The following is a 14,091-nucleotide window of genomic DNA, read 5'->3' as shown; positions in this document are numbered from 1 at the left end:
AGACGACGACTGTCATGCTCCCCTTCGACTCTCATCTCCGGTGCCTCCGACGCGTTAATGGATGTTCGTGAAAAACTAGCCGTCCTTGCCGACGCGGCCAAATACGATGCGTCCTGCGCCAGCAGCGGCTCCAAGTCGACGCGCGCCGGCAGCACGGTCGGCAGCACCGAAGGGATGGGCATCTGTCACAGCTACACGCCCGACGGTCGCTGTGTTTCACTGCTGAAGATCCTGCTGACCAACTACTGCATTTACGACTGCCAGTACTGTGTCAACCGAATCTCCAGCGACACACCGCGTGCCCGGTTCACGGTCGATGAAGTGGTCTCGTTGACGATGGAGTTCTACAAGCGCAACTACATCGAAGGACTGTTCCTCAGTTCCGGTATCATCCAGACGTCGGATTACACGATGGAGCAGTTGGTTTCGGTCGCCAAGAAGCTGCGGACCGAGCAGCAATACGGCGGCTACATCCATCTGAAGACGATCCCCAACGCGTCACAGAGTCTGATCGACGAAGCGGGCGTCTGGGCGGATCGTTTGAGCGTCAACATCGAACTTCCGACCGAAAGCGACCTTCACACGCTCGCCCCTGAAAAGAAGAAGACGCAAATCGTCGACGCGATGCAAGGCATCCGACAAAAGATCGATGAAACCAAAGCGGATCAGAAATCGGGCATGCACCCGCCACGCTTTGCGCCGGCCGGACAAAGCACGCAAATGATCGTCGGTGCGACCGAGACGCCGGACGTCGCAATTTTGAACACGGCGTCGCAGCTTTACGATGGCCACAACCTGCGTCGCGTTTACTATTCGGCATACAGTCCTATCCCGCACGCCGATGCCCGCTTGCCCGGACAATCCCCGCCGCTGGTCCGCGAACATCGGCTTTATCAAGCGGATTGGTTGATGCGGTTCTATGGCTTTGACGCAGGTGAGATCGTCACGGAGGCGGATCAGAACCTTGCGTTGGATATCGACCCGAAACTCGCGTGGGCTTTGGCGAACCGACATTTCTTTCCGGTCAACGTGAACCGAGCCGGACGTGAAGAGTTGTTGCGAATCCCGGGGATCGGCGCTAAAAACGTGAAACGCATCCTGAGCATTCGTCGCTATAAGAGCTTGCAGACCGACGATCTTAAAAAGTTGCGTGTGGCTTGGAACCGAGCCAAGTACTTTGTATTGACCGCAGATCACAATCCCCAACTCGCCGATCTGGACAAGGTCGACCTTCGCGACCGCGCGAAACCGAAACACAAGCAGCTGATGCTGTTTGACACCGGTCAATCCGCAAGGACGGGCGAGGTATAGGAGCATCCGATTGGCCGGACAACACAAGTTTGACGTAGCTACGCTCGCCAGAGTGTGGAGCGCCCCGGGAATCCATCTTCTGGCGAAGGTAGCTACGTTTGACCTGAGTTTCGCGATGCTTCTTCCGCAATCTTGCGCTGTCCAGTTCGACTCGCGCGCATAGGCTTCTACATGCAGTTCATGACGGTCCAGACGTTCGACCAATGGCGATCCGCGGCGCGACGACTGCTTATGGCCGACGTGCCGCCGGAACAGGTCAGTTGGACGGCCGACGACCAGCAACTTGCTTTATTCGATTCGGATGTCGACGATACAACGTTGGTCACGACGCAGCACACGTTCACGGTTCCAAAATCGTTTCTGGATCTTGCCAAGACCGTCGCCTGTCACCGGGACGCCGCGCGTTGGAGTTTACTTTATCGAACATTGTGGCGACTGGCCCATGGTAAACCTCAGCTGATGAAAATCACCACCGACGATGATGTTGACGCGTTGATGAAGATGCGGAAATCGGTCACGCGAGACGTCCATAAGATGAAGGCGTTCGTGCGGTTTCGTCGGGTGATCGATGCCAGCGGCCAGGAAAACTACGTCGCATGGCACAGGCCCGATCATCGCATCGTCCAATTGGTCGCCCCGTTCTTCAGCCGGCGATTCAGCGGGATGACGTGGTCGATTCTCACGCCGGACGAATCGGTGACTTGGGACCAGTCGGCCTTGCAGTACGGTCCCGGTGTTCCGGTCAGCGAAGCGCCCGATGCCGATGCTCTCGAGGAACTGTGGAAAACGTATTATGCATCGATCTTCAATCCGGCTCGCGTGAAAGTCGCCACGATGAAGCGCGAGATGCCGGTACGTCATTGGCCGACGTTGCCTGAAACCGCGTTGATCGATGATCTTTTGAAACAGGCGCCCGATCGAGTGGAATCGATGATCGATCGGCAGGAGGGCTTTGCCGAGACGGCGATGCATTACATGCCGGAGCGTGTGGAGTTGGTGTCTTTAAGTGAAGCGATTCAACGTTGCCAAGCGTGCGATCTTCATCGGCATGCGACGCAACCGGTTTTCGGTGAAGGGCCATCCGATGCTCGCCTCGTGCTGGTCGGAGAGCAACCGGGCGACCAGGAAGACCGGCAAGGCCGCCCCTTCGTCGGTCCCGCCGGCAAGTTGCTCGACCAGGCGTTGCAGCGGGCCGGGATCCGACGCGACGCGATTTATGTCACGAATGTCGTCAAGCACTTTAATTTCACCGAGGCGACGGGTGCTCGCGGAATACGTCGACTGCACCAGAAACCGAACGTGCGCGAGGTGTTTGCGTGCCGGCCATGGTTGGAAGCCGAGTTGGCACTGATTCAGCCGCAGGTGATTGTCTGCCTGGGAGCGACGGCGGCGCAATCGCTCTTTGGGCGTGACTTTCAGATCTCCAAGGGCCGCGGCAAGTTGATCGCGACCGATTGGTGCGAGCGCACGATTGCGACCTGGCACCCCTCCGCGATCTTGCGGATGCCCGACCAGGCGAGGAAGTCCGAAATGGAACAACAACTCTTCGACGATTTGGTCCGCGCCAACAACGCTTCACACTGAACCGACACCGGTGGAGATTGTCTGCCTAGCACTGTCGTTCCTGACGACCCGCCATATGGCGCCAGCCAGCGCGCACCTCATCATTCTGCCCCGTATTATTCTGCCATCCCTCTCCCGACCCTCGCCGACGTGACAGGACACCGTGCCCTCACGGGCGCAGCTCGCCGAGAATGCTCCACGGGAGGCGTGTGATCTGGGATTCGGCCAGGCCGTTGTTCTTGGTGCGATCACCGGCGCAGTGTCCCAGCAGGACGGCGTCCGGCGTGAACTCGAGGGCGGTGTAGCAGTACCATCCGTCGGGATTGTCGAAGAGGGTGATCGAAGGACTCCAGGTCGCTCCCCCGTCGCTGCTGGTGGCCAAGGAAAGCGGCGTCCGTTTCCCCCGCAGTTCGGGCGTGATGTTCGCGTGATCGTTCCAGACGCAGACCAGCGAGTCGCTTTCGGGGATGCGTTCGATGGTCGCCGGGGAGGTCGGAGATTGAAGCGTCGACGGGGTCAGTGGCGACCACGTGTCACCGCCGTCGTGCGAATGGCTGAACAACTGGCTTCCGGCGTTGGAGCGGACGAACATCATCACGCGGTCATCGTGAAGCTGGACGACGCCCGGTTCTTGGGCGACCAGACGTCGGCCGGTGTTAGGATCGTGGGCCTGCATGGTGGTCTTGCTTCGTTGCCAGGACTTTCCGGCATCATCGCTCAGATAGCACATCACGCGGCCGGTCCAATCCGGTTTTTCTTGATCCGGCGTGTGATGCAGGGCGACCGGAACGACCAGGCGTCCGTTGTGTTGTTGGGCGTTGTATTCTTGGGCATTGTGTAGTTGGATCACGCGGTCGTTGTTCAGGACGTAGTAACCGACTTCCGAATCAGGGATGATCTCGGTCGGCACAGTCCACGTCTTCGCCTCGTCATCACTGAATCGGACCACCGGCCGGCAATCCTGCAGCGACTGTTTTCGGAGGTAAAACATCGCGATGCGGTCGTCGGCCAGCCGCAGCAGCGACACCGACATGATGTTTTGCGTGGCGTTGTTTTCCAGGATCAATGTGTCGGCGTCATCCCAAGTCCTGCCGTCGTCGGAGGAGAAGCGACCGGCCAGATGCGCCGTGGAATGATCGCCACCGCCACCGGTGAAATGTGTATAGACGAACAGGATCCGGCCATCATTTAGCCGCACGAAATCACCTTCACTATTACGAGGGTTCGAAGGCGTGGGCGGCAGTCGAAGCACCACCGCCTGCCGGGCCGCTTCCTCGGCAACCACCACACTGGTCACGGACACCATGATGACCGCCCCAATAAAAACCAACCACTTCATCGAAAACTCCAACATTGGACTCCCGCTGCACCACCAGCAACACGTATTCAACCATCAACCCAAGCCCCCACCGCCGCCCACCCTACCAAATCCGCTCCCCACCCGGGGACAGACCCCGGTCTATGCGCCGGACCTGGATTCGTGGGCATGGGGACAGACCCGATCTCGGACCCTGGGGACAGACCCCGGATCACACTCACGTGTGGAATCTCTCCACCGGGGACAGACCCCGTGTGGTGGGTATCAGGTGTGGGGACAGACCCCGCGTGGAGCGAAGCACGATTTTTTCCTTGACTTTACGTCTCCAATCGGGTGGAATGACGGCAGTCAGGCAGAGTAGCACGATTACTCGTTTTGTCGCCGCGAATGGATGAGAAAGATCCTCATGCCCGCGGAAGTTTCCAGAAACGAGTTGGGGGAGACTCTGCGATGGCAAGATCAAACCGTTCCGAATTCGTCGATCCGAGCGACGTTCAAATCTTCCACGCGGTCAGCCGAACCAACCGGTCGTGGTGGTTCTTCGGCAAAGACCCAATCTCTGGCAATGACCTCGGTTACCGCAAAGCCTGGATCGAAGAACTGCTTGTGCGATTCGCGGCCTCCTTTGGAATCGACTTACTCTCCTTTTCGATCCTGTCGAATCACTTCCACCTGATGCTGCGATCTCGCCCCGACGTTGTCAGAACGTGGGATGACAGCGAAGTGGCGCGGCGTTGGCTGATGATCTGCCCGGTTCGTAAGGATGACCAGGGCGATCCCATGCCACCATCACAGCCAGAGCTTGATCGCATCCGAAATGCTCCCCAAAAAGTTACCGAGATTCGGCGGCGACTGAGCGATCTTTCGTGGTGGATGCGTCTTTTGAATCAGCGAATCGCTCAGCGTGCCAACAAGGAAGATGGCGTGAAGGGGCATTTCTTCGAAGAACGATTTACAGCTGTTCCACTGATTGACGAGGAATCGGTTTTGGCGTGTTCTGTCTATGTCGATTTGAATTTGATCCGCGCGTGCATCGCAGAAACAGTTGAAATGAGTGACCATACGTCGGCACAACGTCGCGCCGAATCGGTGCGGCCACCCGAGCAACCCCAACAAGATACGCCGACGGCGGCGTCTGATGACCAATCGCCAAACGGCGCGGCGCCAAAACCCGCCAACCAAGAAAAACGAGCGGATAGCTTTCTTTCACCCATCAATCTCCACGAAGCGACAGGCGCGGTGGGCCCCCAGCCGAACAAGGCGGGCGGCCGCTGTAGTGATAAAGGTTTCCTGCCGATGAGCGAGGAGCACTACTTGGAGCTATTAGACTGGAGTGCACGCAACTTGGCCCGAGGCAAACCAGGCCAGACGCCGAGCGATCTCCCTCCGATTCTTGAACGCCTCGGTCTATCGCCGACCGTTTGGTTGTCGCTGGTCGCAAACTTCGGTGAGCTCTTTTCCACCATCGCCGGCCGACCGGAGCATATCGATTCCGAGCGGACCAAACAGACCGGACGACGTTTTTATGTCCCGAAACAGACCCGCGTCTTGTTTGGGCAGGCGGCTTAAGTACGGTGTGTCAACCATCACGCAAAAGCTGGGAGCGTCGCAATGCAGAAGTCCATCGAAAGAAGGATTTCGGAGGTACTGACAGTAACCTGAGCGGTGTCGCGAATCCAGTTTCGCGATCTATCCCCCATTCGCATTCATCGCCACAGCCTCATTGCTGCGGCAGGGAGAAGGATGGACAGGATCCTTTCGACATCTTCTAGACCAATCCGGCACCTAAGGACTTGGCCGCGTTCACGCCCAAACCATCTTGCCCGAGCCGGTTCGCTCAACCGCATCGGCCACGAGCCCTTCGAGAACCCGATTCCGGAGCTCCATCCTTGCACACGCGTCAAGTTCACCGGGGACAGACTCGGGAAATACTGGCCCGAGAGACACTGCTGCGGACACACCTGTCGCATTTCGGTCTAATCCACGGATGGAACAACCCAGACCTTGATTTTCTTTTTGGTCGAGTGATCGATTTGAACATCAAGACTATAGAGACCCAACTGATCGATGGGGCGTAAATCCTCCGGTAGCTGGTCCGCTGTCAAATCGTAGCCGAGTTCTTGGTTGATCGCGTCGACCAACTCCTTCACCGCCAGCGGTTCCACTAGACGATCCTGTTCGTTGATACGTTTCGCGATTGTGACGCTTGAAGTGACGTCACGATCTCGCACGGTCGTCGGCTGACTCGGTAGTCGCCGACGCAACTTTGACGGCGTTAGCGTTTCCAAGGAGAAGTCAACGAGGCTGTTGCTCGAAAGATACTCATCCAGCGATGTGATGATCACCGGCGTGCCGCCCAGGTAGCTGACGACAATCGTCAGCTGGCCGCGACTGACATATTTTGGCAGCACTGCGGCTGGAACACTCTGACCTTTCGGAATGACGTAGGTTGTGCGGGAGCTCCTCAGTGCAAGTTGTAGGGCAAAGGCGAGCCCGTCCATGCCAGTCGGGGCCACCGCTTCGGATTGACACCAGTCGGTGACGCCTGGGCAATCCGCCGGAGAAAGCGTACCGTCGAGCAATCCTTTGACGACCGGGAATTGCTCCGAGTCCAATTTCAATTGGTGAAGCCGAGCGAGGGAATTTCGCGGATCCATCGATTCCATGGCGTTCCACAAGTCGTCTGGTTCCGGATCGCTCCGTTTCTCGCTGGCGAACAATGACTTAAGCCAACCGATCATGGTGACCTCCATTTGGCGGTCGGAATCGACAATGACCGCAATCGGACGACTTGCCAAATTATAGCGTGTCTTGATTCCTCTCGATTGTTCCGACGGTGCGATGAAAAAGGACGGGGCGATATGCGGGGACGGCGATATGCGGGGACGGCGATATGCGGGGACAGATCCCGGTCACGGATGGGCGTGCGTGGGGACAGCCCCCGGGTGAAGACGCGGACGGACCCCGGTCACGGCCCCCAGTCGCGCGGGGACAGACCCCTGGCGTGCCATCACTTTGAACCGTCGCGCCCAAATGGGGACACACCCCGGGTGGACGCGGACCCCAGGTAAGCGCGAGCCGGGGACAGACCCCGATCACGTCGCGCAAATGGGGACACACCCCAGGTGGACGCGGACCCCAGGTTAGCGCGAGCCGGGGACAGACCCCGATCACGTCGGACCCCGATCACGTCGCGCCCAAACAGGGACAGACCCCGGTGGGCGTGCCATGTGGGGACAGACCCCGGTGGGCGGACCCCGGTGGGCGGCCGCCAGGCGAGCGCGGGGAACGAGTTTGAGCGCGCATTGGATTGGGGTTTTGGAGCGGATGATGCGGGGAGGAATTTCGAAAATTTCCCGGTTTTCGTGTCGAATTCGGGCACACGGAATCGACTTTCGGGAAACAATCGGTCGGGATCGGCTGTCCTGCATGTGGCAGTTCTTTCCACCCTTTACCCCAACAAATCGTCTGGACATCGAGAATGTTTGCCAAACCGCAATCTGAGCACGCCTGGTTGGATCAATTGATCGGCGATTGGAAGTTTGAACACGACTGCCAAATGCCCGACGGGAACACATCGAAGACCGAAGGCAAAATGACGTGTCGCTCCCTCGGTGGGCTCTGGCTGGTCTGCGAAAGCAGCGGCGATGCACCCGAAAGCGGCCCTTGGTCGTCGATCATGACACTCGGTTATGACCCGTCACAATACCAATACGTCGGCACGTTCGTCGGGTCGATGATGGCCAACCTCTGGCAGTACAGCGGCCAGCGCGAGGCCGGCGGCAACCGACTGGTGCTCGATACCGTCGGTCCACGCTTCGACGGCAAGGGGACCTGTGACTATCGCGACACCATCGAAATTGCGGCCTCCGATCGTTGGCTGATGACGAGCGCGTTGCAAGACGACGAGGGCAACTGGGTGCGATTCATGACCGGCACACACACCCGCGTTTGATCCCCAATGACCTTGCTTTACTACGACCCGGCCTTTCAAGAACATGTCACGGGAGACCACCCGGAAAACGGCGACCGCATCCTTCCGGTGGTCCGTCATTTGAACTTTGTCGCCTTGGACACCAGCTGCAATCGGCCCGCCTGGGAGCCGGCAACGCCGGAACGGCTGCATTACGTGCACACACCGCCCTACGTCGAGTTGATCCAGCAGTTTGCCGCCAGCGGTGGCGGCTACATCGAACCCGACACGGTCGTTAACCCGCGGAGCTACGAAGTCGCGCGGATTGGGGCCGGGGCGATCTGCGATGCGGTGGTCCGCGTGGTCGGCGGACAAGACACCACCGCGCTGTGCCTGATTCGCCCACCGGGTCACCACGCGATGCCGGATCACGCGATGGGATTCTGCTTGTTCAACAACATCGCGGTCGGCGCACGTGTCGCAACACAAGAGCTAGGACTCGATCGGGTGCTAATCGTCGACTTCGACGTCCACCACGGCAATGGAACCCAAGCAATGTTTTGGGAGGCGGCCGACGTCGGTTTCTTTTCGATGCACCGATTCCCCTTCTATCCAGGAACAGGTGCGGCGGACGAAATCGGAGCCGGACCCGGTACCGGAACGACACTCAACCTGCCGATCAAATTCGGGACATCACGCGAAAAGCTCCTGCAGACCTTCGAACGCTACGTCAACGACTTTGCCGCGACGATCAAGCCTCAACTGGTTCTCGTCAGCGCCGGGTTTGACGCTCACAAGAATGACCCGATCGGTTCTTTGGGGCTGGAGAGCGAAGATTTCGGGACTCTGACACGGTGTCTGATGGAAGTCGCCGATCAACATGCCGGCGGCAAATTGGTCAGCGTTCTGGAAGGCGGATACAACCCACACGCCCTGACCGATTGCGTCACAATTCACTTGGAAACTCTGTTGGCCGATCGACAAAACTAGCGGCCGCGATCGTCCTGTTGACCGCAACGCAAACGGTCACGGTTTCCAGGCCAACGCAGCATTCCAGATCGAAGCCGCCGAAGCCAAAGCCAATGCTGATACGAAGGGCCCGAGCGGTTGCCGAGGCGTCGTGTCCAGCAACGACGACCTGAGCGAACCCACCGATCGCCATGATAATCCATGCGTCTGCGTCATTCTGCGACATCCTAAGCGTGCTGATTTGTCACAGTGTCGAGCCGAAGTCCTAGACTTCAAAAGCCACATCCGCAACTTCTTAAGTTTTTTGACGTTCGGCTCAACACGCGCTACCGACGCTTCGGATGCAGCTGAGAACAAGTTAACGGCATCGAACACCCCGTAAGCTGTCGCGATGGTTTCTAGACGCCAACACATCGATCATCGACGAACGCGGTCGCCATCGAACAACAAAATGATCCAATCGCTGCAAGCATTTGACGTGCCAATTTGTTCGCTTTGAGCGTAGGTTGATCGCCATGTCTGCCGCCCGCGACGCGGACAAGGATCGGGCGCAATTCACCCCATCGAGACAGGCTCACATTGGCATACGTGTTGCCGTGGTTGCTGCATGTGCTGTTTGACACAGGGCAACGTCGAAACAGATCAGGACGGAACCCCTCACGGAATCCGACAGTCCCCATCAATGGTTGGCAAAATGAGTTTGAACATCAGTGAACCGCTGTCACAACTCTATCAGAATTGGCTGAGCGAAGACCGGGCGATGGAGGCGGCGCTTCGGGAACTTCGTGATTGGATGAATGAAGTGGAGCAGCTTGGCATCCCCCGCTTTGGAGAGACCGCCACCCGTTTGCAGCCCCTGCATGATCGGCTGGTCAAGCACTTCGAGCGTGAGGACGAGATGATCGCCGAGCTTGCGTCCTCCTTGGTCGAACCATCTGCGGAATTTGACCATTTGCGATTCGAGTCGACCAATGAGCATGGGCTGATGCTTGCCCACTTGGAGGATCTGCTGGAGCGTCTCGGCGAAACCGATCCGCCGTTTCGTTCGTGGCAGGCAGCGATGCAGGAAGTGGAGAAGTTCATTCATCGCTTGGAACAACACGAATCGACGGAAACACGCTCGATCGGCATCCTGCTGAAAGAATCTACTTGAGCGGTCGCTGCGGCGATCAGGCGGGATCGTCGCGGTCGTTGAAACGTGCCGGCGGGCAGGTCGCTTCGATGGCGACGACCGGTTCGATCACTCGATAACGGTGGTCGGCACGCTCGGGAACCAACCATGAGTCACCCGAGTTCAGCGTCGCAGTTTCACCGTCAATGACGACCTGGAGCGTCCCTTCGACCACATAGCCAACGATTTCATAGTCGCGACATCGCAGTTGACTGAAATCGCCTGGCTGCTCGCTCCAGCGGCGCAGGGCCACCTGTTTGCCCGAGGCAAGGTATTCTTGCCCCATCGCACCGATCGGGGCGTCACGTTGAGGTGTGATTTGGGGAATGTCCATGAGTATGTTGTCGCGTTTTTGGGAAAGAAAACCGAGAAATCTTAGGGAGACGCAAGTCTGACGCGAACGCCCACCCGAACCGTTTGATTCGACGTCAAGCGACTATTTCGCCTTGCAAGCATCGCGCAGGTCTCGAATCTGATCGTGCCCTGCTTTGACCTTGGCGTACTGCTTCTTCGTTTCAAGACTCATAGCTGCTTCCTGATGGATTGGTGAGATCTGCGTGACTCGTCGCCGCGCACTGGCGAACCCGGTTTGCAATGTCCGTGCCGATCCACCGAGCGGCTTCCCAAACGCGCCGATCGGGCGGAAACCCACGCCACTTGCAAAAGCGGCATGGCGGCTGGGGCGACAATTTGAGCGAACGACGACCAGCACGCGGCACAGTGCAACACCGGTAACGATCGCCAGAACGTTGATTTCTGGGGATTTTCCACGCTCTGGTGAGTGTCGCTACATCGAGGTGGCGGTTTCCAGCGAGTGATCGTCATCCGTCGGTTTGCCGCGATCCCGGCCGCCGCTGCCTCCGAGCACCGCATTGATCGGCGACATCGCATCCAGCTTTTGGCTGATCATCGTCAATGCGATCAAGATAGGAACAGCCAGGAACACTCCCATCATGCCCCACATCCATCCCCAGATCACGATCGACAGGAAGACCAACACCGACGAGAGTTTCATCGACCGCCCCAGGATCGATGGAGTGATGAATTGGCCTTCCAAAGTCGTCAACGTGGCGTAGGTCCCCGCCACGATGAACGCGTAAGAAGCGTGTTCATGATTGACCAGTGCGACGAAGAAGACGCACGCGATGCCGACCATCGCGCCGACGATCGGGACGAAGTTCAGCAGCATCGCCGCAACGCCCCAGAGCACGGGTGACGGCATGCCGAGTACCCACATCGCGGTGCCGATCGTGATCCCCAGACAGGCGTTGATCAGTGTTACCCACGCCAAATAACTGCTCAGCGCATCCTGGACACTTTCCACCGCTTCGATAAACCGCCGCTTAGAGGAAAACGTCGGCAACGCTGACATCAGGTTGCGGATCAACGCATCACCGGCTGCCATCAAGAAATACAGCAGCACGCCGGCGATCGAGAAAAACGACATCGCGTTGCCCGTCCCCGCGATCAACGGCGAAGTGGTCGTCCAGGCGGTCGGTTTGATCTGTACCGGCACCGGCTTCTCATCCGGCGATAGACTTTCTTCGTCCGCCGCTTGGGAGATGTCTTCGGTGGCGTCGTTGACGGTCTCCAGGTGATCGAACACGAACGCCAACTTTACCTTGACCTCCTTCATCGACCGCGGAACCTCTTGCAGCATCTCTCGCGCTGGGCCGGACAACAAATACATCGCGGTGCTCAAAACGCAACACAGTCCGATCATCACTCCCGCGGCAGACACCCCCGTCGGGATCCCCAACCGCGAACAGGCTCGGATCATCGGGCGAACGGTCAGGTACGCGAACAGCGCAACGGCGATCGGCATAAACAGGTTGCGGCCGATGTAGAGCGTGTAGATCGACAACAGCCCTGCACAAAACCAGATTCCAGACGCGACCCAACCGACGCGGCGGGCGAGAAGTTCGGTGGCCACGACGATCTCCGACGGCGCATTTTCCGGAGTTTCCTCCGACACCGGAGGGACGGCCACTGTTCCCATTGAATCGCACATCAGCGTTCGTCCTTGATCGTGGCTTTGTACAGCAACACCAAACCGATGACGGCTGCGATCAAAAAGAACACGGTCGCTAACACCGGGTAACCGAATAGTTGTGCTCCCGTTTGCATGCGCATGATCAGCGACGCGGCGACGATCATTGCCGCGACGATCAGACCGGAAGTGATCCGGTTGGCGATCTTCCCCAGTCCTGCGATCAGTGCCGCTTCGTCGATCGCATCGATGTCCAGACGCAGTTGATTCTCGGCCGCCAATCGAGTGATCTCGTTCAGCCGTGCCGGCAAGTTCGAAGCCAGCGTAGCCGAGTCCAAGGCCGCCGCTGCGATTTGACCGACACTCAATTGTTCCTTCGCACGATCGACCAAAAGCTCAAACGTGTAGCCGCGAATGATCGCCTTGGCGTCTTGATCGGGATTCAGCCGCGCGAGTGTCGTCTCGAGTTGCAGAAATGCCTTGCTAAGCAAGATCATTTCGAAAGGCAGGATTAACCCGTGTTCCCCGGAGATCTTTAGAAACTCGACGAGCGTACGGCCGAGCGACATCGAATCGAACGCACCGTCCCCGGCGGCGGCGACCACCCGTGACGCCGCAGTCCGAAACGCCTTGGCATCGAATCCCGTTTCGGTTTGACCGATGCGGCTTGCGATCGTTGCCGCCCGCTCGCCTTCGCCCGCACTGAATGCCAACAGCAGCGCGGCGATTTCGCGACGTAACATCGGCGGCAGGTTCACGACCATCCCGCCATCGAGCAATCCGATCTGATTGCCATCATGCAGAATCAGGTTGCCGGGGTGTGGATCGGCATGAAACAACCCGTCGATCAAGATCTGTTGCAAGTAGGCGCGCACCAATTCATCCGCCAATCCGCTCGTGTCCAGCTCATTGAGCACGACGCCGCTGACCGCATTGATCGCCGGACCGCGGAGATATTCCATCACCAACACGTCGCTACAGACCATTTGCGCGATCGGTTGCGGAACGCGGATGCGGCGGAACGATTTCAGGTTCTCGGCCAAGTGCTGAAGATGATTGGCTTCTTGACGATAGTCTAATTCACGGCTGAGCGCATATTCGACCGCGCCGACGAGCGATCGAAAGCGAACCTGTCTTCCGATTTCCGTCTTGTCGTCGATCGTCGCCGCCAACCGCTTCAGACTGGCAATCTGCTCGGTCGCCTGTTGCTCGATTCCGGGACGTCGGAATTTGACGACCACCTCACGTCCGTCGCGCAAGACCGCACGATGAACCTGTCCGATCGACGCGGTGGCCAGCGGTGATCGGTCGAAGGATCGAAACAGGACCGAGGGTTTCGCGCCCAGCCCGTCTTCTAAGATCGATTCAAGCTCCTCCACAGGAACCGGTTCAACGTCATCCTGCAATCGACCGAACGCGTCGACATATTCCGGTGGTAGCATGTCGTGGCGGGTGCTGGCGATCTGGGCCAGTTTGATGTATGCCGTGCCGAGTTGTTCGATGTCGCGGGCACATTCTTCGGCGGCCTCTCGGGCCGTCGCACTGGAACGCCGAGCGGATGGGGTGTCATCGTCAAGCTTTTCGGTCCACCCCAGCTTTTCAGCAATGTCACGCCGTCCATGCTTCCACAGCAGCACAGAAAGCTTGGCGTAATGGAGACTATCAGAAGGCAGCGTGGTCAGCATGTTCATTGCTCAGCAGCGGTTACAGCTCAGTGGTTACAGCCAGAGACCTCCGATCGCGAAACGAAATCCGTTTGCAACGAGGGTGGAAACCCTTGGCGGAAAAGCAAACGCTATGCCGATGACGCCGATCGGCCATTGGAATCCGGTGCACGGTGACCGTGCGCCTGTTCA

The 14,091-nt window shown here is 58.4% G+C and carries 11 protein-coding genes; 6 read left to right on the top strand and 5 right to left on the bottom strand.

Features of this window, described 5'->3' with window-relative positions:
* Nucleotides 1-57: 57 nt before the first annotated feature.
* Both Mal15_RS33250 and Mal15_RS33245 read left to right on the top strand, forming a co-directional pair.
* Nucleotides 58-1,311, top strand: coding sequence for a putative DNA modification/repair radical SAM protein (locus Mal15_RS33250; protein ID WP_147871666.1), 1,254 nt, complete (start codon nt 58-60; stop codon nt 1,309-1,311).
* 180 nt (nt 1,312-1,491) lie between these two features.
* Complete coding sequence (locus Mal15_RS33245; protein WP_233903186.1) at nt 1,492-2,895, top strand: UdgX family uracil-DNA binding protein; 1,404 nt, start codon at nt 1,492-1,494, stop codon at nt 2,893-2,895.
* A 148-nt stretch (nt 2,896-3,043) separates the two neighbouring features.
* On the opposite strand, the gene Mal15_RS33240 is transcribed toward Mal15_RS33245, so the two are convergent.
* Nucleotides 3,044-4,213 (bottom strand): sialidase family protein, encoded by a 1,170-nt coding sequence (locus tag Mal15_RS33240; RefSeq protein WP_147871664.1) that lies wholly within the window; start codon nt 4,211-4,213, stop codon nt 3,044-3,046.
* 429 nt (nt 4,214-4,642) lie between these two features.
* Between Mal15_RS33240 and Mal15_RS34330 the strand changes: the two genes are divergently transcribed.
* Nucleotides 4,643-5,761, top strand: coding sequence for a hypothetical protein (locus Mal15_RS34330; RefSeq protein ID WP_167547196.1), 1,119 nt, complete (start codon nt 4,643-4,645; stop codon nt 5,759-5,761).
* A gap of 407 nt (nt 5,762-6,168) precedes the next feature.
* Here the strand turns inward: Mal15_RS34330 and Mal15_RS33230 are convergent, their stop codons facing one another.
* Nucleotides 6,169-6,933 carry a 50S ribosomal L9 C-terminal domain-containing protein gene (locus tag Mal15_RS33230; RefSeq protein ID WP_167547195.1) on the bottom strand — a complete coding sequence of 255 codons (765 nt, stop codon included), beginning with the start codon at nt 6,931-6,933 and terminating at the stop codon, nt 6,169-6,171.
* A gap of 740 nt (nt 6,934-7,673) precedes the next feature.
* Here Mal15_RS33230 and Mal15_RS33225 point away from each other — a divergent pair.
* The 3 genes from Mal15_RS33225 to Mal15_RS33215 all read left to right on the top strand — a co-directional run bounded on the left by Mal15_RS33225 (nt 7,674) and on the right by Mal15_RS33215 (nt 10,227).
* Nucleotides 7,674-8,147 (top strand): DUF1579 domain-containing protein, encoded by a 474-nt coding sequence (locus tag Mal15_RS33225; protein ID WP_147871662.1) that lies wholly within the window; start codon nt 7,674-7,676, stop codon nt 8,145-8,147.
* 6 nt (nt 8,148-8,153) lie between these two features.
* Nucleotides 8,154-9,095, top strand: coding sequence for a histone deacetylase family protein (locus Mal15_RS33220; RefSeq protein WP_147871661.1), 942 nt, complete (start codon nt 8,154-8,156; stop codon nt 9,093-9,095).
* 673 nt (nt 9,096-9,768) lie between these two features.
* Nucleotides 9,769-10,227: a hemerythrin domain-containing protein gene (locus Mal15_RS33215; RefSeq protein WP_147871660.1), complete on the top strand. Its 459-nt coding sequence runs from the start codon at nt 9,769-9,771 to the stop codon at nt 10,225-10,227.
* 16 nt (nt 10,228-10,243) lie between these two features.
* On the opposite strand, the gene Mal15_RS33210 is transcribed toward Mal15_RS33215, so the two are convergent.
* The 3 genes from Mal15_RS33210 to Mal15_RS33195 form a co-directional block, all read right to left on the bottom strand.
* On the bottom strand, nt 10,244-10,579 hold the full coding sequence (locus tag Mal15_RS33210) for a cupin domain-containing protein (RefSeq protein WP_147871659.1): 336 nt from the start codon (nt 10,577-10,579) through the stop codon (nt 10,244-10,246).
* Between the two features lie 453 nt (nt 10,580-11,032).
* Entirely contained in the window at nt 11,033-12,256 is a 1,224-nt protein-coding gene (locus Mal15_RS33200) for an AI-2E family transporter (protein ID WP_147871658.1), read from the bottom strand.
* Nucleotides 12,256-13,926 (bottom strand): ABC1 kinase family protein, encoded by a 1,671-nt coding sequence (locus Mal15_RS33195; protein WP_147871657.1) that lies wholly within the window; start codon nt 13,924-13,926, stop codon nt 12,256-12,258. The genes Mal15_RS33200 and Mal15_RS33195 overlap by 1 nt, the downstream gene beginning before the upstream one ends.
* Between the last annotated feature and the right edge of the window lie 165 nt (nt 13,927-14,091).

It is taken from the genome of Stieleria maiorica (assembly GCF_008035925.1).
Classification (GTDB): domain Bacteria; phylum Planctomycetota; class Planctomycetia; order Pirellulales; family Pirellulaceae; genus Stieleria; species Stieleria maiorica.
Note: the sequence above shows the minus strand (reverse complement) of the source record. Positions and strands in the feature narration are given on the sequence as shown.